We start from the raw sequence: 16,979 nt of genomic DNA, 5'->3' as shown, positions 1-16,979 counted from the left end.
TTTTTATTTGTTATCATCGTTATCATTATCATCGGTAATTGGAATCTCATTGGAATCGTCGTCTTTATGTGGCTGAGGATCCAAATCGTCAGCTGCACTGGGAATGCCGCTATCTTTAAAGGCATCCTTGGCATCAACAACGATATCGTCTTGATCATCTTCAACATTGTCATCTTCATCGGTTTGACTTGAAGCAAAGCCCTTCGCTTTATCTGCAAATTGAGACTTGGCATCATTGACAGTGCCCTTGGTATTTTCCATTTCATCACGAATGACATCTTTCAGATCACTGACAGCGTCATTTGCGTAAAATGCGTAATCAACAGCTCGATCTCTTAATTCGTCAGCCTTATCACGAGCCTCTCGCTTTAAACGATCTTTCTTTTCTTCATCTAATTTTTGATATGCAGCATACAAGCCGGCACCCAATGCGCCAGCGAATAAACCTAAAGCTAATTTTTTGCCCATTATAATCATCCCTTCAAAATATTATTTTGTGGTATTCTTCGAGTTGTGACGATTGCGGTACATATTCCAAGCGCCCTTGCCAAACTTACCGGCAAGTCCGGCAGAAACACCCTTCTTACCAGTATCTTTAACTCGTTTAGTCAGATTCTGAGTAGCACTGTTCAAGCTTGAAACACTTTCACCCAAATCAGCAGCCGCTTGGAATACTGGTGTGACGATATTTAATTTTTCATCAACATCTTTGACCAAGTCGTTTGAAGTTGACATGATTTTATCAGTTTGTTTGGCAATAACGTCCACGTTACTTGTCATTGTCTTAATTGTATGGTTCACTTCAGAAATTGTTCTGCTTACCTTCATTAAGAATAATCCAATAAAGATTACTAAAAGCAAAAACGCAATTGCGGCGATAAGGCCAGCTATTTGTCCAGCAGTCATTGATCTTCCTCCTTGTGCAGCATTTACTTAAGAATAGCATTCCAACAATGGTTTGACAATGAAAATGAACGGAGAATGGTTTCTTTTGCGGAATCAATTTGCTAAGATGATATTATACACAAAGTGAGGAATGGCAATGACAAATACCCTGAATTTTACAGTTTTAGCAATTAATTGGCAGAAATATTTTAAAATGGTCGATTGGGACCAGATGGCAATGACCATCTTGGAAAAAATCGGGCTCCTGATCCTCTTCAGTATCCTATTCTTAGTTCTTAGAAGAGTCGGTAAAAGTTTGATTAACCACTTCTTCAAGCGCTATCGCCAAAAATATCAGAATACGGTTGCTGAAAAGCGCATCAAAACTTTTCACACCCTAACAATTAACATTCTGAACTACTGCCTGTGGTTCTTCTGGATTTACTCAATCCTTTCAACGGTTGGTGTTCCAGTTGGCACACTGGTGGCTTCAGCTGGTATCTTCAGTCTGGCAATTGGCCTTGGTGCTCAAGGATTTGTGACCGACATCGTCAGTGGTTTCTTTATCTTATTGGAAAAAGAAATTGAAGTTGGCGAATACGTTCAAATTGGTACGATTCGGGGAACCGTTACTGCAGTCGGCATCCGAACCACTCAAGTTGTTGGTGACGATGGCACGTTGAACTTCATCCCTAACCGAACAATCACCACCATCGCCAACATGTCACGAAACAATATGACCGCAATGATCCAAGTCGGCATTTTCCCACAGACTCCGGTGGATAAAGTTACTGAGATTATCCGAAAAGTCAACGAAAGAGAATTGCCAAACTATCCCGATATTGTCGGCCAACCCAAAATTTTAGGCACGATCAGCTTACCCAATGGTAAATTGGTGATTCAGGTTAATATCACCACCAAAAACGGCAGCCAGTATGAAGTTTCTCATAACTTTCTGGCACTTTATCTAACTGAGATTAACAAAGCAGGCATTGAATTGCCGGCAAGTCCCACCATGGTTGGTAATCAACCAAATTAAAAACAGCAGTTATCCGACCTCTCAAAGCCTTTTGAGAATCGCTGATACCTGCTGTTTTTGTTTGATCAATTAATCATGCCCTTTGATCCATGAACTTTGGCATTCTTAGTCTCACTTTTCGATTTGTGATTGTAAACCGGTAATGCAATATACCGTTTGTTGAAATTATGTGCAAGATAATTAATTTCCTTAAATAACTCACGACGGGTGATAATCCCTTTAAAATGAGTGTCAGAATCGACAAACACCAGGAAATTTTCATCCACCAAATACCGTAAGATGGCTTCAAGATTGTCGCGCTCATAGATCGTAGGAACATCTTTTTGCATGATTTGTTTGACTTTGATCGCTTCCAACGGCCGACTGGTAATGCCGGTATCTTGCATCATTAATTCGGTAATCATTGGCAATGACACAAGACCTTTAAAATGATTATCGTTATCTAAAACCGGAATCTTGGCATATTTAACTTTGGTCAAAACCATAAAAACATGTTGGAGATTGTTGTCTTGATTGACGGTTGCAACCAAGTCAGCCGGAATTAAGATATCCCGGTTGCTCTCTCGCATGACGGTCTCAATCGGTTTGTCGATCATGTAATAGTAGACTCCTTTTCTGTTAAGACGTAAAACTGAACTTTAGATTGTCTATGGGTTGGAACTCACGATTATAATATTGAATGGTATATTGCTGATCGTTTGAACTGACCATTGCATAAGTCCCGCCAAGTGGTGCATATTCACCGCGGGGTTGAGAAATGCTTCCAGGATTTACAAACAAGATATTGTCATCAAAGGTGACACCCAGTTGATGGGTGTGACCAAATAAGACGATATTGGCCGATAAACTACGGGCGTACAACTCAAGATTGAGCAGGCCACCGTTAACATTTTGGTGATGTCCGTGAGTAACCAGGATCGTTTGATGATCGATCTTTTCAAGCTCATGGTCTGGAAATTCAGCAAAATCCATATTTCCTTGAACGATGTGCATTTTAGCAATCAGCGGATCGTCCAATGACAGCTCAGAATCACCACAATGAAAAATGCCATCAACTTGACCGTCATACCGATCAACCAGCTGTTGGATAATTTTTCGATCCCCATGACTATCGCTCACAACCAGAATTTTCATTAGTCCCACAACCCCAGTAGTTTGTTAAGCAGATTGCGAATGGCATTTCCCCGATGGCTGATCATATTTTTATCATGGGTCGACATTTCAGCCAAAGCCTTTTGTTGTCCGGGAACATAGAACAACGGATCGTAACCAAAATCGTTATTTCCATGGCGTTCTGTTAAAATTTGACCATCAATTCGACCACTTGCCACGACCTTGTCTCCTTCAGGGGTCATGTAAACCAAGACTGACTCAAAATAAGCTGATCGGTCCTGTTTGTTTTGCATTTCCTTCAGTAATTTATTATTATTCGCATCATCATCATGATCGCCAGCGTAGCGGGCAGAATGCACCCCGGGTTGGCCGTTTAAAGCCTTGACAACTAATCCGGAATCGTCGGCAATCACAGCCTGATGAGTAAAGTTCATGATGCCTGTGGCTTTCAAAGTCGCGTTTTCTTCAAAGGTGGTACCCGTTTCAGCAATTTTAGGAACATTCTCAAAATGTTTGAGTGATTTGATGTTGATACCGGTTTGTTTAAAGGCATCTTCAAACTCGATGATTTTGTGTGCATTCTGTGAAGCAATCACAATTGATTCTGGTCTTTTCACGTTATCAAACTCCTTTAAATGTTTAGCTTAGCTGCAGAAATCGGGGTGCCAAGTAATTTATCCGCAATTTTGGCGAAATTTGTTGGGCTCCCGGTAGTGTTAAATTCACGTTGGCTTTTATGCTCAGCAGCAGCCAATGCATCATGGGCAGTTAAATAATCACGAACCTGCCGCGCAGTGGCAACCCCCGGGTCAATCAAAGTCACGCCATCCCCCATCACGTTTTTAATCTCTTCTTGAATGATTGGAAAATGGGTGCAGCCCATCACAAGAGTGTCAATTGGCTTATCCATAAACCAAGCCAAACGATTATTAACAGCAACTTGGGCCTCAACGGTTCCAGCAAGTCCTTCTTCAACCATTGTGACAAATTCCGGACAGCCCAGCGATGAGACCACTGCCTGGGGGTTGTGCTGTTTGATTAATCGTTCATAATCTCCCGAACGGACCGTTCCATTAGTGGCGATAACACCGATTTGGCCGGATTTGGATGCTGAGACAGCCATTTCAGCCCCTGGTTCGATCACGCCAATCACCGGAATTGGTAAAATATCTTTTAAGTACTCATAAGCAGCAGCAGTTGCGGTATTGCAGGCAATAACAAACATTTTAACGTCTTGTTCAACCATATAATCCGCAATTCTTTTAGTTAATTTTCTGACAGTTTCAGAACTCTTTTGCCCGTAAGGTAAATTGGCTTGGTCCCCAATAAAGATGTACGATTCATTTGGAAGGATTTTCGTAATTTCCTTTAAGACGGTAAGCCCGCCGACCCCCGAGTCCATAACGCCAATCGGCCGATTATCCAACAAAATTCCTTCTTCCCTTGTTTCAATAACATTATTATCTTGCAAAAGAATCTTTACTTCAACTTACAAAACAAGATTAATGATTGTATTGTATAATTAATTTATTACATTTTGCATTGATGGAGATTAAAAAATGGATAACGAAGTATACAAACAGTTTATCAACGATGACACGATGAAAGACTTACTGGGACAGGAACTGATCAGAGATTCACTGATCCCGGAAATTCTAGGCAAAGATTCCCACGAAATTTCTTATTGGGCTGGCAAACATTTGGCAAGAAACCACCGTTTGGCAACCTATGAGGACTTGGAAACCTTTTTCAAACAATTTAAATTTGGTGATCTGAAGCTACTTAAACGCGCTGGTAACCAAATCAGCTGGCAGTTAAGCGGCAAAGTGGTCGCTGCTCGGTTAAAATCATTTGATGATCCGGATTTCTATCTGGAATCAGGATTCATTGCTCAAAGCTGTCAGTACATCCTTAACCAGCAAGCCGAAGCTGAGTTGGAAAAAGCGAATGTTAATAAAGGTTTCGTACTGCTCAGCACCTATCTAAGCCCTGATAAGCCTGCTGATGGCGAGGAAGCCTCTTCAATATTTGAGATCGTTGAACCTGATCAAGAAGGCAGTTCAGGCGATGATGTGAAATAATTTGGAAATTAAAAGCCCACGACAAATTGTGTCGTGGGCTTTTTGGGTTGCTGTTACAAAGAGAAAACGTGTTCCGACGGGCTTGACGCTAACTTCTAAGTCAAAATTGATATAAATCCAAAACCAGGATTTTTATCAATCCTGCCTTAGAAACCGCGTCACCCAGCCCTCGTCACACTCTTTTACTCAGCATACTGATCCAATACCTTCTTAACCTGAGCCTTAGGATGATAACCAACAATGGTATCAACTACTTTGCCGTCTTTTTTAACGAGCAAAGTTGGAATGCTCATAATGCCGAATTTTGATAAAGTTTCTGGATTCTTGTCTGCGTCCATCTTCGTGAACTTAACGTTATCCATTTCTTCTGCCAATTCTTCAATGACAGGTGTCTGCATGCGACATGGGCCACACCAAGTTGCCCAAACATCAGTTAAAGTAACACCATCAGCAGTGTCTTTTTCAAAAGTTTGATCTGTGGTTTCTTTAAGCATATTCAAAACACTCCAATCTTTTAATATATTCATACTAACAATTTTTTAGCAAAAAGCAAACAGATTGCACACAATCATTCTTATTTTAATTTAACAACCGTCGAACCATCGCCACCCGCATTTGGAGCGGAATAACCAAAGCTCTTGACCCGTGGATTACGCTTTAAATACTCGGTAACCCCTTTTCGAAGTGCCCCAGTTCCCTTGCCATGAATGATGGTGACAGACGGATACCCTGCCAGCAACGCAGAATCAATGTACCGATCGACTTCGGTCATGGCTTCTTCATAACGATGGCCTCGTAAGTCCAAAGTTGGTGACATGCCAGTCGACCGAGTTCTGGAGACGTGTGTCTGGTATTGATTCTTGTCTTGCTTAGTTGGACCGGATTTCTCCAAATCAGATTCTTCAATCTGCATCTTCAAAATCCCAATTTGAACGTCCCAAGTATTGTGTTTATCCTTGCGTAACAAAGTTCCCTGTTGTCCATAAGACTTTACAAGGACATCATCACCAGGATGAAAATCGTGCTTAGCCTTTTCTTTTTTCAATACTTTATTTTTAGTCAAATTAGGGGCGGTTTCCAACTTATTTAATGCACCTTTGGCATCAATCAACTCATTTTCTTTAACGGCGACCTTCCCGATCTGAGCTTGTTTTTTATGCAAGTCGTTAATGATTTGATCGGCTTTCTTTTTAGCATCCTCGACCACCTGATTGGCTTGTTCTTTGGCTTGCTCAGTTAGACGTTCTTTTTGATTCTCATACTTGGTAAATTTATCCTGCAATTCATTATGAATTTTAGTGGATTCCTTCAATTGCTGAGCCAGTTCATCAGCTTCGTCGTGAGCCCGCTTAGTTTGCGCTGTAAGCTCTTCAATCATGTTATTGATATCTTGGTTCTCGGAATCGGTAAATGACCGTGCCTGGTCAATAATGGCCTTTGACATCCCTAATTTGCTAGCAATGTTCAACGCGTTACTTTGACCAGGAATTCCTAACAGGAATCGATAAGTTGGTTGCAGGGTTTCGACGTCAAATTCCATCGAAGCATTGATAATCCCAGGCCGATTATAGGCAAAAGCCTTTAATTCCGGATAGTGAGTTGTGGCAATTAATTCACCGCCAATTTTGTGGAAAGCATCGATAATCGCCATCGCCAGAGCAGCTCCTTCTTTTGGATCAGTTCCGGCACCCAATTCATCAAGCAATACCAAACTGTTCTTGCTGGTTTGCTTCAAAATGGAAATGATATTGTCCATGTGAGACGAAAAAGTACTCAAATTGGCTTCAATGGATTGTTCATCACCGATATCGGCAAAGACGTTGTCAAAAACACCAATTTGGGAATCTTCGTTGGCAGTAATAAACAACCCTGACTGCCCCATTAATTGAAGTAGGCCGACGGTCTTAATCGTAATGGTTTTACCACCGGTATTGGGTCCAGTCACAATAATCGTATTGTATTGATCACCAATTTCAATGTCGTTGGCAACGACTTTTTCTTTAGGAATCAATGGATGGCGCGCTTTTCTAAGGTTAATCACATTTTCGCGTGAAACCTTCGGCAATACGCTTCCGGTTTCGTGGGCGAATTTTGCTTTGGCGTTCACGAAGTCCAATTGACCGACTAAATCCATGTTGGCAAGTAATTCATCCCGATGTGGTCGGATAAGGTTCGTCAATTCTGCTAAAATTCTACGCACCTCAGCACGTTCTGACAACTGGTCCCGTCTCAACTGATTATTCATTTCAACTACATTGTTTGGCTCAACGTATAAAGTTTGGCCGGATGCACTTTGATCATGAATAATGCCGCCGAACCGTTGCTTGTATTCAGCTTTAATTGGCAACACAAATCGACCATCACGGACTGTGATGATCGGCTCAGAGAGATATTTAGCGTCAGATCCCTTAATGAACTTGCCCATTTTGGAGCGAATGTTGCTCTGGGTGGCAACGATGGTCCGGCGAATTGATCGTAACTCCGATGAAGCCCCATCAAGGATTCGGCCATCATCGTCCACAGATGTGACCATTCGCTTGGTAACATCAGGCATCAACGTTAATTGGTTAACAATTGACGGGATCGATTTCAACGTCACTTCTTCTGCTTCCAAATCATGAAAGAATTCAGTCACAACTTGAACTGCTCTCAGCAATTTAGTGATGTGAGAAAGCTCCGTGCCGCTTAAAGAAGCGTTCTCGATTCTTAGGCGTTTCATATAAGGTGAAATTTCCGTCAACTTGGGAATCGGGATTTCACCCTTCAAGCGGACAATGTCTGCCCCATCGGCAGTCTGTTCCAGCCGCTTGGTTACAGTTTCAAACGATGAACTTGGCGTTAGTAAATCGACAATTTCTAACCCACGGTCAGTCGTTAGGTACTTGCCCAGCTGCTCTTTAATTTTTCCATATTCTAATGTTTCTAAAACTTTTTCGTTCATACATTAACCTCACTAGAATGCTGATCCCAAATCTGAATCATTTCATCGGAGAGAATCGGTGTTTTCTTCACAATCCATTGAGAAACATCGGATTGTTCATACTGATCACGGATGCTTTGGCTGGGGAACATCAACAAGAAATTCAGCAAAATGAAGATAAACAAATACTTGATGATGAAGTCAGCGATCCCACCCAGCAAAGAATTCAACTGGTGCAGTAAAGGCAACCGTGTGATTGGCGCCAAAAGATCGCTGAGCAGGCGAACAATTCGCCAAACCAGCCCAAAAAGGACCGCAAAGATTACCCATTTGATGATCAACTGTGCAGTTTCATTTTGGCCACTCTGGAAAATTGCCTGATTAATCCAGCCAGCAATTGGACTTGTCCCAACAATACTGACAAAGGTGGCTGCCAAGAAACCAATTAAACTTAAAATTTCGTTGACAAAACCACGGTGCAATCCGCGAAGAAAGCCAAATATTAAAATCAAAATGATCCCAATACTAAAAATCATTTAACGAACCTCTTTATTGTGGGCGTTTTCTTCCACTTCAAATTGTTTGGAAATCGCATTAAATGCGATCAAAATTGCCCGCTGTTCTTCTGTCGAAGTTGGCATTGCTTCATGCAGCTGCTTGAGCTGTTCATTCAGTAAGTCAGTCACAGCTTGCATGTGGTCAACGGTTCCCTTACCGACCAATACATAGTCTTTACCATCAATGGTCGCCTTGAACCGACGTTTTTCGTTATTAGACATTACATCACATCCTAAATTCTTTCAATTAAAAAGGACTGAGACTAAACAACTGCTTCGCCTCAATCCTTTCGTAACAATGACAATATTTTAATTATTGATTATCTTTGCTGTCATCATCCTGATCGTCGCCATCTTTACCCAAGAAAGTGTTCAAAACTGATTCAATCATATCCCATTCCTTGTCAGTTTCGATTGCTTGAAGTTCGCCGCCTTGAGGATCACTGGGATCGTCACCCTTTGGCAATGCGTATGCTTGGATTTCAACTTCTTCGTCTTCACCCTTGCCGTCTGGATAAATTAAAATGTATGAACGATCAAAGTCTTCCGACTTGAAAGTAAATAATACATCGTATAAAGTTTCATCGCCGTTTTCATCGACTAATGTAATTTGTTGTTGTACTGGTTCTTGATCTGCCATAATTGTTTACCTCGCTATATTTTAGTTAATTTGCCTTTGCGGTCCAAATAATTCTGAAGTATCAAGCCAGCGGCCAGTTTGTCAATCACTTTTTTCCGCTTGGCTCTGGAAACATCTGCTTCTTCGATCAGCATTCGCTGGGCTTCAACAGTTGTTAATCGTTCATCTTCAAAATCAACTGGCAGGTGAAACTTGTCTTCAAGTCGTTTGCCATACTGTTCAGAAGCTTCAGCCCTTGGCCCTATAGAATTGTTCATGTTTTTAGGCAGGCCAAGCACAAATCCGTCAACTTGAAACTTGTCCACCAATTCAGATACCCGGTCTAAACCAAATTCCTGGTTATCTTCATCGATCCGAATTATTTCAACACCTTGTGAGGTCCAACCTAACTGGTCACTGACAGCAACCCCGACGGTTTTTGAACCAACATCTAAACCCATTAATCTCATTTTTCACCTTTTTTCGTTTCAGTTGGATGATTATCCAAATAGAAACGAACTAATTCCTCGATTATTTCATCACGTTCATGTCTGCGAATAAGATTCCGTGCATCAAGATTACGTGGAATGTATGCAGGATCGCCGGAAATTAGATATCCAACAATTTGATTGTAGGGATTGTAACCCTTCTCTTCAAGTGCTGCGTACACAGTCAGTAATGTCTCACGAACGTCTTTTGGCTGATCTTCATTAAAATTAAAAAACATGGTTTTATCTAACGAACTCATACAATTCACCTCTATGACATAAGGTCATTTGTATTAATTTTAACTGATTATAAGTGAAACTACAATCAAGTAAGCCAATGTAACGGACATGTAACCGTGGTGTAATAATTATTTGTTAGTTAACCAGTCAACCGCTGCACTCATCGCTTTGTCGAGGCCTGCAGGATCTTTCCCGCCGGCTTGAGCCATGTTGGGACGACCACCGCCGCCACCTTTGATGTTGCCTGCAATCGACTTGATTAAATCACCAGCCTTGATCCCTGCCTTAATCTGATCATCGGTAACAGCGACAATCAAGTTAGCTTTCTCACCACTACCAGTACCCAGAACCAAGACATCGGACAATTGCTTTGAACGCCATGTATCAGCTAATTGACGAAGTTGATCCATTCCAGCATCCTTGATCACACCGGTAATAATTGTGTATTTGCCAGCAGTCTTCTTGTCGGCAAAGACGTTTTGTGCCTGTTGGCCAGCCAACTTGGCTTCAAGGGATTGTTGGTTCTGAGTAAGATCCTTAATTTCAGTCTGCAATTGACCAACTCGTTTAGGCGTATCTTTAATCTGGGTGACTTTCAAATCACTGGCAATTTGCTTTAATTCTTTTTCATGATCGTTTAACATCTTAAAAGCATCTTTGGCAGTCACGGCTTCGATTCGACGGACACCGGCACCAACACCAGATTCAGAAACAATCTTGAAGAGGCCGATATCACGCGTATTAGTCACGTGAGTTCCGCCACAAAATTCAACTGAGAAATCACCAATGCTGACAACTCGGACTTTGTCACCATATTTTTCACTGAATAAAGCAATCGCACCCATTTTTTTACCAGTCTTAGGATCGGTCACAACCGTATTGACGTCAATTTCATTGAAGATTTGACGGTTAACCATGTCCTCAACTTTTTGCAAATCCTCATCAGTTACTTGACCAAAGTGATTAAAGTCAAAACGCAGGTAGTTTGGTTCAACTAACGAACCGGCTTGTTGAGTATGGCCGCCTAAAACATTTCTCAATGACTGGTCAAGTAAATGAGTGGCGGTATGGTTCTTTTCAACCCGACTGTGGAATAGTTTATCAACAATCAAATGGTACTTCTTGCCCTTTTCAAGTGGTTCTTGTGTCTTCAAAGTGTGAAGGTTCTGGCCATTAGGTGCGTGTTGGACGTCAACAACATCCGCAACCTTGTCACCCTCTTCATCGAGGACAACGCCACGGTCGGCCACTTGACCACCCATTTCTGCATAGAATGGTGTTTTATCGAAAATGACTTCAACCGTGCCGCCCTTTGAGGTTTCAACCAACTTTTCGTTTTCGACAATTGCAAGGAGTTCGGCATTATCAACGTCTAAAGTGTCATAACCAACGTATTCACTTGGATCTTTGATTTCAATCAGAAGGTCTCGTTGAACGCCCATTGATTTGGCGCCACTTCGAGCTTTCCGAGCCCGATCTTTTTGTTTCTGCATTTCGGCCTCAAAGCCCGGCTTGTCAACAGATAGACCGGCATCGCTGGCTTCTTCTTCAGTCAGTTCAACGGGGAAACCATAAGTATCATATAGTTTGAAAGCAGTTGGGCCATCAATCACTGTTTGATTGTTGGCTTTGGCATCTCTGACAACTTGGTTAAACAGTTTTAATCCATCTGCCAATGTTTCGTTGAAACGGTCCTCTTCAGAGCGCACAACCTTGGCGATGTAATCTTTTTGCTTGAGGACGTCAGGATAGTAGGATTCCAAGGTTTGGCCAACCACTGGGACCAGTTTGTACAAGAATGCCTCGTTAATGCCTAAACGTTGCCCATTAACAATTGCACGACGAATCAGTCGACGAATAACGTAGCCACGGCCGACGTTGGAAGGCAAAGCACCGTCGCCAATTGCAACGGTAATTGCCCGTGCATGATCGGCAATAATTCTGAAGGCTTCATTGTCTCGCTTGTTGGTATCATATTTCTTGTTGTCACTTAATTCTTCGGTCTTGTGAATCATTGGTAAGAAGAGATCGGTTTCAAAATTGGTTCGAGCGTTTTGAAAAATGGAAACCACTCGTTCAAGCCCCATTCCGGTATCAATGTTCTTCCGAGGAAGTGGCTCGTATGTGTCCTGTGGGGTATGGTTAAATTGTGAAAAGACGATATTCCAGACTTCCAGCCAGCGATCATTTTCACCACCAGGATAGTTTTCAGGATCGTCATCGGCCAGATTATCGAAATCCTTTCCACGATCGTAAAAGATTTCTGAATCAGGGCCGGATGGTCCTTGGCCAATATCCCAGAAATTATCCTCAATTTCGATAATGTGATCAGGAGCAACACCGACTTTTTCCCAATACATCTTGGCGTCAGTATCCTTCGGGTAAACAGTCATATAGAGTTTATCCTTATCCCAACCAAACCACTTTGGGGAAGTTAATAATTCAAATGCCCAGGTAATGGCTTCTTTCTTAAAATAATCACCAACAGAAAAGTTACCCAACATTTCAAATAACGTGTGATGACGTGGGGTTTTACCAACGTTTTCAATATCGTTGGTCCGAATACTTTTTTGTGAACTGGTCATCCGGGGATTCTTAGGAACAACTGAACCATCGAAGTACTTTTTCATGGTTGCAACACCTGAGTTGATCCAAAGCAAAGTTGGATCATCCACTGGAATCAGTGAGGCACTTGGTTCAATCGTGTGCCCTTTTTCTTGGAAAAAATCTAAGTACATTTGTCTAATTTGACCGCTACTTAACTGTTTCATGCTATTTTCTCCTCTGACAAAATTAAAACACCGTTGCTCACAGAGACGCCCATTGACGCGGTACCACTCTGATTGCAACGATGTTTATCGTTAACCACTTGATCTCTATAACGTAGAGTTGCGTATTACAATTTGAATTTTAAGAGAGCACCGAATAATTTCAGTCGTTTTTCTCACCAACCAAAACGTCTCTGAAACATAAAATTAAACGGCATGTTCTTAACACATCTCAAAGTATACTTTTTTGTGAATATGGTGTCAATACAGACCTACTTATATCTTGATGAACTACTCTTACGCTGCTTTCGCTTCGCTCTTGCTTCCTCACGTTTGGCAACTCGTCGATCCATCTCATCTTTGCGGGCAATCGTATTCTTGATTCGACGTTTGTAACCAGGTTTGATCTTCTTCTTTTTCTTCTTGATCATTCCAATCATCGTTGGATCAAGTTTGTCGTGTTTCTTACGGTGAGTCTTCCGACGGTTTCGGTCATAAGAATCAACAATTTCGCCGTTCTTAAGTGCTTTGGGTTTGAAATGAATTCCCATGTCCTCAAGTTCTTCGACTTCTTTTTCTTCATCTGGGGAATACAACGTGATTGAAGTTCCAGACATGCCATTTCGACCCGTTCGGCCGACTCGGTGAATAAAGAATTCCAAATCTTCGGTTGGAATATCGTCGTTAATAACGTCAGAAACCCCTTCGATATCAATTCCACGGGCTGCTAAATCAGTGGCCACCACAAACTGAAAATCGAGATTCTTAACTCGTTTCATAACCTGCTTGCGTTCACGAGGTTTCATGCCCCCATGAATCATCGCAACTTTCAAGCCTTGCCCTTTCAAATAGTCAGCAAGTTCGACAACCCGTTTTCTAGTGTTGGCGAAGATCAGAACTAAATAGGGCTCACCGATCGTCAATAATTTATAGATCAGTTGATTCTTGTCTTGTCCCTTCGTTGAAATCAGCCAGTTATCAATTGTTGGGCTGATAATGGTTGAAACAGGAATCTCTTCAATAAATGGGTTGACCATGTATTTCTTTAAGAAAACATTGATCTTTTGTGGAATAGTAGCTGAAAAGACCATCATTTGAACATGCTTACCAAAGCTGGCAGCAATGTTATCAACAACGTCAAGAAATCCCATGTCCAGAGTCATATCAGCTTCATCAATCACTAATTGTGAAGCGGTATGAACATCCAAGCCACCATTTTGAATCAAATCCCAAATTCGGCCGGGCGTCCCAATCACTAATTGAGGCTGTTCATGGTGAATTTTCTTTTCCTGGCGAGCTTTGTCAGTTCCACCGACATACGCTCCGGTGGAAATTGGCTTATCGCAATGTTTGGCCAGCTGTTTGGCGGCGTCAATAATTTGGTAAGCGAGTTCCCGACTAGGGGTGGTAATCACAGCTTGGACCTCATCCTTATCGGGATCCAATTGATTGAAAATTGGCAATAAAAACGCATGGGTCTTACCACTACCAGTGGCTGATTGACCCACAACGTCTCTTCCCTGCATAATCACAGGCATCACTTTTTCCTGAACCGGAGTCGGTTGCGTGAAGTTAAGCTCCTTGACTGCATCCAGTAAAAATGGTTTTAAATTAAATTCTGAAAAATTACTCATATAATCTCCTACTTGTTTTTGGCGACAAGATCGTTTAAATCTTTCACAAAGTCTTTGATATGATCTTCGTCTTCAACGACCGCGCCACTGGCTAATGGGTGACCCCCACCGCCGTAGTGCTTGGCAAGTTCATTAATTTCTGGTCCTTTGGATCTTAAGCGAATTCGAAACGATCCGTCCTTTTGCTCGACAAAGATTGCCCAGGAGACGACCTGCTTAATTTTTCCTGGTAACGGTACCACAGCGGAAGTACTTTCGTCTCCAAGCTTAAATGGCTCCAATACCTTGTTGGATAAGACCAGGTAAGCAGCACCGCTGTCAAGAATATTCAAATTCTCGTAGACGTATGCTGACAACCGGGCCAGTGGAATATCAATTTCGTCTTCAATCTTGTTAACATCACTCGTCGAGAAGTTGTAAGTGGCCAATTTTGAAGCCACTTCCAATGTATGAGGTGAGGTTGAAGGATACATAAATCTTCCAGTATCTCCAACAATGCCGGCATATAACAAACGAGCACCTTCATCGGGCAAGGTTAATTGAGACTTGTTGGCATCATAAAAGTCGTAAATAAGTTCAGAAGTACTGGATGATTCCGGTTCAACCCACATAATGTCACCAAATTGGTCATCATTTGGATGATGATCAATTTTGATCAGTTCTTTACCGGTTGTATACCGTTCATCATCAACTCTGGGCTGATTGGCAGTATCCACAACAATTACCAGAGCATCTTTGTACTGCTCATCTTTAATTTCATCAGTTGTGCCCAACCAGGCAAAACTTTCATATTGTTTGCCAGCACACAGGACTGTTTTGTCTGGAAATGACCCCTTGATTAGCTGTGCTAATCCCATTTGTGAACCAATAGCATCGGGATCCGGACGTTTGTGTCGATGAATAATAATCGTTTTAAATTTCTTAATTTCGTTAAAAATTTGATCTTGAATTGACATATTTATTGCTCCATTACTTTATTGTTGAACACTTCAGTATACATTACTTTGTAAATAAGATAAACCATTCTCAAAAAATGAACTAATTAAACAAATGCAAAACGATATTTTCATAACTTAAATCATCCAAATTCGTGATGGTAATTCCCAACAAGCGAACCCCTTTGGAAATATCCGGCATTTCTACCAACAAATCATTCGCCAGTGCAAAGTATTCTTCTGAATTGTTTTTGATGTAATTATCCAACGTCACTCGTTTGGTAAAAGTCGAAAAATCTGCATAGCGGATCTTAAGAACCAAAGTTTTGCCATGCTTCTTTTTATCATCCATTGCCTTAACAACCATGCCCGCAATTCGCTGCAGTTCATCGTCAACTTCAGTCTGGTTGTCAATAGCCGGGCCAAACGTTCGCTCTTTACCAATGGATTTTCGAACTCGTTGGTACTCAACCGGCCGTTCATCAATCCCGCGCGCCCTTTCAAAAAGAACATAGCCAAACTTACCAAAATGTTTGATCAAGTCCATTTGGGACCACTGCAAAAGGTCTTGGCCGTTATTGATGTTGAGTTCGTGCATCTTGGGAACTGTTTTCTTGCCAACGCCCCGAAACTTTTCAATTGGCAGTTTTTCCAAAAATTCGAGGGCATCTCGTTGTTCAATAACGGTAATGCCAACTGGCTTAGCATAATCAGAGGCTTCTTTAGCCAGAAATTTATTATAAGAAACCCCCACTGAACAGGTAAGATGAGTTGCTTGCCAAATTTCATTTTGAATCATTCTAGCAACTTGAATCGGGTCTGAAATGTGCTTTTTGTTATCGGTCACATCCAAATAAGCCTCATCCAAAGCAACGTATTCAATCACTTCTGTGTATTCGTGGAAAATCTCGTGAATTTGATTGGAGACGGACCGATAGAGCTCAAATCCTGAGAATCGAAAAACGGCATTTGGGCAAAGCTCCAGTGCTTTCATAGCACTCATCGCCGAATGCACACCAAACTTGCGGGCGTTGTAATTAGCCGTCGAAACGACACCTCTACCACCTGTTTTTCGGGGATCTTTGGCCACAATCAAGGGTTTGGTTTTCAAACTGGGGTCTTCGCGTTCCTCAATGGAAGCGTAAAAAGCATCCATATCCACATGAATTATCTTGCGTTCTTGGGTTTTCATAATTATCACTCTTAATCAAACGTATGTTCTTGCGTAATGTAAAAAAATGGCTGGGAGTCAATATGCTCATCTTCCCAACCGATCTGGTCGAACTATTTGTCTGCTGATTTTGTTTCGTCTTTAGCGGCATCAGAATCCGTACTAGCATTCTGGTCACTATCAGATGAAGCTGCATCATCTTTATGATCATCAGTTGCTGCAGTGGTATTTGCGTTGCTGTCAGCTGCGGGAGCAGTCACAGCAGGTTGTTTGACTGAAGCAATGGCGCTCAAGTCGAATACCAGGTAAATACCATCACAATCTAATGTAACTGTCTTGTCAGCTTCATTAATCTCGTCGACAACCCCATGCAAACGGCCAATTGTAATGACTTGGTCGCCTGTCTTGATCTTTGAAAGTTGTTCACGACGCTTCTGCTGCTGTTTTCGTTGAGGACGAACCATCACGAAATACATTACTGCAAACAAAGCAACAATCATTAATATTGATAAATACTGTTGATTCAAAA

20 protein-coding genes are annotated in these 16,979 nt (G+C 41.7%); 2 read left to right on the top strand and 18 right to left on the bottom strand.

Going from position 1 to position 16,979, the window contains the following annotated elements; all coding sequences use genetic code 11:
• Positions 1–3 precede the first annotated feature (3 nt).
• Together FD05_RS08310 and FD05_RS08305 are read right to left on the bottom strand one after the other, a co-directional pair.
• Positions 4–468, bottom strand: a complete 465-nt coding sequence (locus FD05_RS08310) for a YtxH domain-containing protein (RefSeq protein ID WP_020280405.1) — start codon at positions 466–468, stop codon at positions 4–6.
• A gap of 21 nt (positions 469–489) precedes the next feature.
• Positions 490–906, bottom strand: coding sequence for a DUF948 domain-containing protein (locus tag FD05_RS08305; protein WP_020280406.1), 417 nt, complete (start codon positions 904–906; stop codon positions 490–492).
• Positions 907–1,042: 136 nt separating this feature from the next.
• Between FD05_RS08305 and FD05_RS08300 the strand changes: the two genes are divergently transcribed.
• Positions 1,043–1,924, top strand: coding sequence for a mechanosensitive ion channel family protein (locus tag FD05_RS08300; protein WP_020280407.1), 882 nt, complete (start codon positions 1,043–1,045; stop codon positions 1,922–1,924).
• A 65-nt stretch (positions 1,925–1,989) separates the two neighbouring features.
• Here the strand turns inward: FD05_RS08300 and cbpB are convergent, their stop codons facing one another.
• Genes cbpB through murI form a run of 4 tightly spaced genes read right to left on the bottom strand, consistent with a single transcriptional unit; the run spans position 1,990 to position 4,439 of the window.
• The gene (cbpB, locus tag FD05_RS08295) at positions 1,990–2,520 is read right to left on the bottom strand and encodes a cyclic-di-AMP-binding protein CbpB (RefSeq protein WP_020280408.1); all 531 of its coding nucleotides are present in this window, start codon (positions 2,518–2,520) and stop codon (positions 1,990–1,992) included.
• 22 nt (positions 2,521–2,542) lie between these two features.
• The gene (locus FD05_RS08290; protein ID WP_020280409.1) at positions 2,543–3,058 is read right to left on the bottom strand and encodes a metallophosphoesterase; all 516 of its coding nucleotides are present in this window, start codon (positions 3,056–3,058) and stop codon (positions 2,543–2,545) included.
• A complete protein-coding gene (locus FD05_RS08285; RefSeq protein ID WP_020280410.1) occupies positions 3,058–3,654 on the bottom strand; it encodes an XTP/dITP diphosphatase in 597 nt (198 codons plus the stop codon). The genes FD05_RS08290 and FD05_RS08285 overlap by 1 nt, the downstream gene beginning before the upstream one ends.
• Positions 3,655–3,668: 14 nt before the next feature.
• Positions 3,669–4,439: a glutamate racemase gene (murI, locus tag FD05_RS08280; RefSeq protein WP_039932489.1), complete on the bottom strand. Its 771-nt coding sequence runs from the start codon at positions 4,437–4,439 to the stop codon at positions 3,669–3,671.
• Between the two features lie 157 nt (positions 4,440–4,596).
• On the opposite strand from murI, the gene FD05_RS08275 reads away from it, so the two are divergent.
• Complete coding sequence (locus tag FD05_RS08275) at positions 4,597–5,118, top strand: DUF2507 domain-containing protein (RefSeq protein WP_020280412.1); 522 nt, start codon at positions 4,597–4,599, stop codon at positions 5,116–5,118.
• 182 nt (positions 5,119–5,300) lie between these two features.
• Here the strand turns inward: FD05_RS08275 and trxA are convergent, their stop codons facing one another.
• From trxA to yajC, 12 genes are all read right to left on the bottom strand, one after another.
• Entirely contained in the window at positions 5,301–5,612 is a 312-nt protein-coding gene (gene trxA, locus FD05_RS08270; protein WP_020280413.1) for a thioredoxin, read from the bottom strand.
• 80 nt (positions 5,613–5,692) lie between these two features.
• Positions 5,693–8,059 carry an endonuclease MutS2 gene (locus tag FD05_RS08265; RefSeq protein ID WP_020280414.1) on the bottom strand — a complete coding sequence of 789 codons (2,367 nt, stop codon included), beginning with the start codon at positions 8,057–8,059 and terminating at the stop codon, positions 5,693–5,695.
• Positions 8,056–8,574, bottom strand: a complete 519-nt coding sequence (locus FD05_RS08260) for a CvpA family protein (RefSeq protein ID WP_020280415.1) — start codon at positions 8,572–8,574, stop codon at positions 8,056–8,058. Before FD05_RS08260 ends, FD05_RS08265 begins: the two co-directional genes overlap by 4 nt.
• Positions 8,575–8,817, bottom strand: a complete 243-nt coding sequence (locus tag FD05_RS08255; protein WP_020280416.1) for a cell division protein ZapA — start codon at positions 8,815–8,817, stop codon at positions 8,575–8,577.
• Between the two features lie 91 nt (positions 8,818–8,908).
• Complete coding sequence (locus FD05_RS08250) at positions 8,909–9,235, bottom strand: DUF1292 domain-containing protein (RefSeq protein WP_020280417.1); 327 nt, start codon at positions 9,233–9,235, stop codon at positions 8,909–8,911.
• A gap of 14 nt (positions 9,236–9,249) precedes the next feature.
• On the bottom strand, positions 9,250–9,684 hold the full coding sequence (ruvX, locus tag FD05_RS08245) for a Holliday junction resolvase RuvX (RefSeq protein WP_039932414.1): 435 nt from the start codon (positions 9,682–9,684) through the stop codon (positions 9,250–9,252).
• Positions 9,681–9,962: an IreB family regulatory phosphoprotein gene (locus FD05_RS08240; RefSeq protein ID WP_020280419.1), complete on the bottom strand. Its 282-nt coding sequence runs from the start codon at positions 9,960–9,962 to the stop codon at positions 9,681–9,683. Before FD05_RS08240 ends, ruvX begins: the two co-directional genes overlap by 4 nt.
• Before the next feature lie 108 nt (positions 9,963–10,070).
• Complete coding sequence (alaS, locus tag FD05_RS08235) at positions 10,071–12,713, bottom strand: alanine--tRNA ligase (RefSeq protein WP_020280420.1); 2,643 nt, start codon at positions 12,711–12,713, stop codon at positions 10,071–10,073.
• Between the two features lie 269 nt (positions 12,714–12,982).
• Positions 12,983–14,344, bottom strand: a complete 1,362-nt coding sequence (locus tag FD05_RS08230; RefSeq protein ID WP_020280421.1) for a DEAD/DEAH box helicase — start codon at positions 14,342–14,344, stop codon at positions 12,983–12,985.
• An 8-nt stretch (positions 14,345–14,352) separates the two neighbouring features.
• On the bottom strand, positions 14,353–15,300 hold the full coding sequence (locus FD05_RS08225) for a DHH family phosphoesterase (RefSeq protein ID WP_020280422.1): 948 nt from the start codon (positions 15,298–15,300) through the stop codon (positions 14,353–14,355).
• Positions 15,301–15,382: 82 nt separating this feature from the next.
• Entirely contained in the window at positions 15,383–16,471 is a 1,089-nt protein-coding gene (gene dinB / locus FD05_RS08220; protein WP_020280423.1) for a DNA polymerase IV, read from the bottom strand.
• 92 nt (positions 16,472–16,563) lie between these two features.
• The gene (yajC, locus tag FD05_RS08215) at positions 16,564–16,950 is read right to left on the bottom strand and encodes a preprotein translocase subunit YajC (protein WP_020280424.1); all 387 of its coding nucleotides are present in this window, start codon (positions 16,948–16,950) and stop codon (positions 16,564–16,566) included.
• Between the last annotated feature and the right edge of the window lie 29 nt (positions 16,951–16,979).

It is taken from the genome of Lentilactobacillus otakiensis DSM 19908 = JCM 15040, assembly GCF_001434145.1.
GTDB classification, from domain to species: domain Bacteria; phylum Bacillota; class Bacilli; order Lactobacillales; family Lactobacillaceae; genus Lentilactobacillus; species Lentilactobacillus otakiensis.
The sequence above is the reverse complement of the archived record's forward strand: the minus strand, read 5'-3'. Positions and strand labels throughout refer to the sequence as shown.

Excerpts from the sequence above, each read along its gene's own strand:
- FD05_RS08250 (WP_020280417.1), bottom strand. The coding sequence starts at position 9,235 with ATGGCAGATCAAGAACCAGTACAACAACAAATTACATTAGTCGATGAA.
- yajC (WP_020280424.1), bottom strand. The coding sequence starts at position 16,950 with ATGATTGTTGCTTTGTTTGCAGTAATGTATTTCGTGATGGTTCGTCCT.
- FD05_RS08230 (WP_020280421.1), bottom strand. The coding sequence starts at position 14,344 with ATGAGTAATTTTTCAGAATTTAATTTAAAACCATTTTTACTGGATGCA.
- FD05_RS08305 (WP_020280406.1), bottom strand. The coding sequence starts at position 906 with ATGACTGCTGGACAAATAGCTGGCCTTATCGCCGCAATTGCGTTTTTG.
- FD05_RS08255 (WP_020280416.1), bottom strand. The coding sequence starts at position 8,817 with ATGTCTAATAACGAAAAACGTCGGTTCAAGGCGACCATTGATGGTAAA.
- FD05_RS08290 (WP_020280409.1), bottom strand. The coding sequence starts at position 3,058 with ATGAAAATTCTGGTTGTGAGCGATAGTCATGGGGATCGAAAAATTATC.
- ruvX (WP_039932414.1), bottom strand. The coding sequence starts at position 9,684 with ATGAGATTAATGGGTTTAGATGTTGGTTCAAAAACCGTCGGGGTTGCT.
- trxA (WP_020280413.1), bottom strand. The coding sequence starts at position 5,612 with ATGCTTAAAGAAACCACAGATCAAACTTTTGAAAAAGACACTGCTGAT.
- FD05_RS08240 (WP_020280419.1), bottom strand. The coding sequence starts at position 9,962 with ATGAGTTCGTTAGATAAAACCATGTTTTTTAATTTTAATGAAGATCAG.
- cbpB (WP_020280408.1), bottom strand. The coding sequence starts at position 2,520 with ATGATCGACAAACCGATTGAGACCGTCATGCGAGAGAGCAACCGGGAT.
- FD05_RS08225 (WP_020280422.1), bottom strand. The coding sequence starts at position 15,300 with ATGTCAATTCAAGATCAAATTTTTAACGAAATTAAGAAATTTAAAACG.
- FD05_RS08300 (WP_020280407.1), top strand. The coding sequence starts at position 1,043 with ATGACAAATACCCTGAATTTTACAGTTTTAGCAATTAATTGGCAGAAA.
- dinB (WP_020280423.1), bottom strand. The coding sequence starts at position 16,471 with ATGAAAACCCAAGAACGCAAGATAATTCATGTGGATATGGATGCTTTT.
- FD05_RS08260 (WP_020280415.1), bottom strand. The coding sequence starts at position 8,574 with ATGATTTTTAGTATTGGGATCATTTTGATTTTAATATTTGGCTTTCTT.
- alaS (WP_020280420.1), bottom strand. The coding sequence starts at position 12,713 with ATGAAACAGTTAAGTAGCGGTCAAATTAGACAAATGTACTTAGATTTT.
- FD05_RS08265 (WP_020280414.1), bottom strand. The coding sequence starts at position 8,059 with ATGAACGAAAAAGTTTTAGAAACATTAGAATATGGAAAAATTAAAGAG.
- murI (WP_039932489.1), bottom strand. The coding sequence starts at position 4,439 with ATGGACTCGGGGGTCGGCGGGCTTACCGTCTTAAAGGAAATTACGAAA.
- FD05_RS08310 (WP_020280405.1), bottom strand. The coding sequence starts at position 468 with ATGGGCAAAAAATTAGCTTTAGGTTTATTCGCTGGCGCATTGGGTGCC.
- FD05_RS08275 (WP_020280412.1), top strand. The coding sequence starts at position 4,597 with ATGGATAACGAAGTATACAAACAGTTTATCAACGATGACACGATGAAA.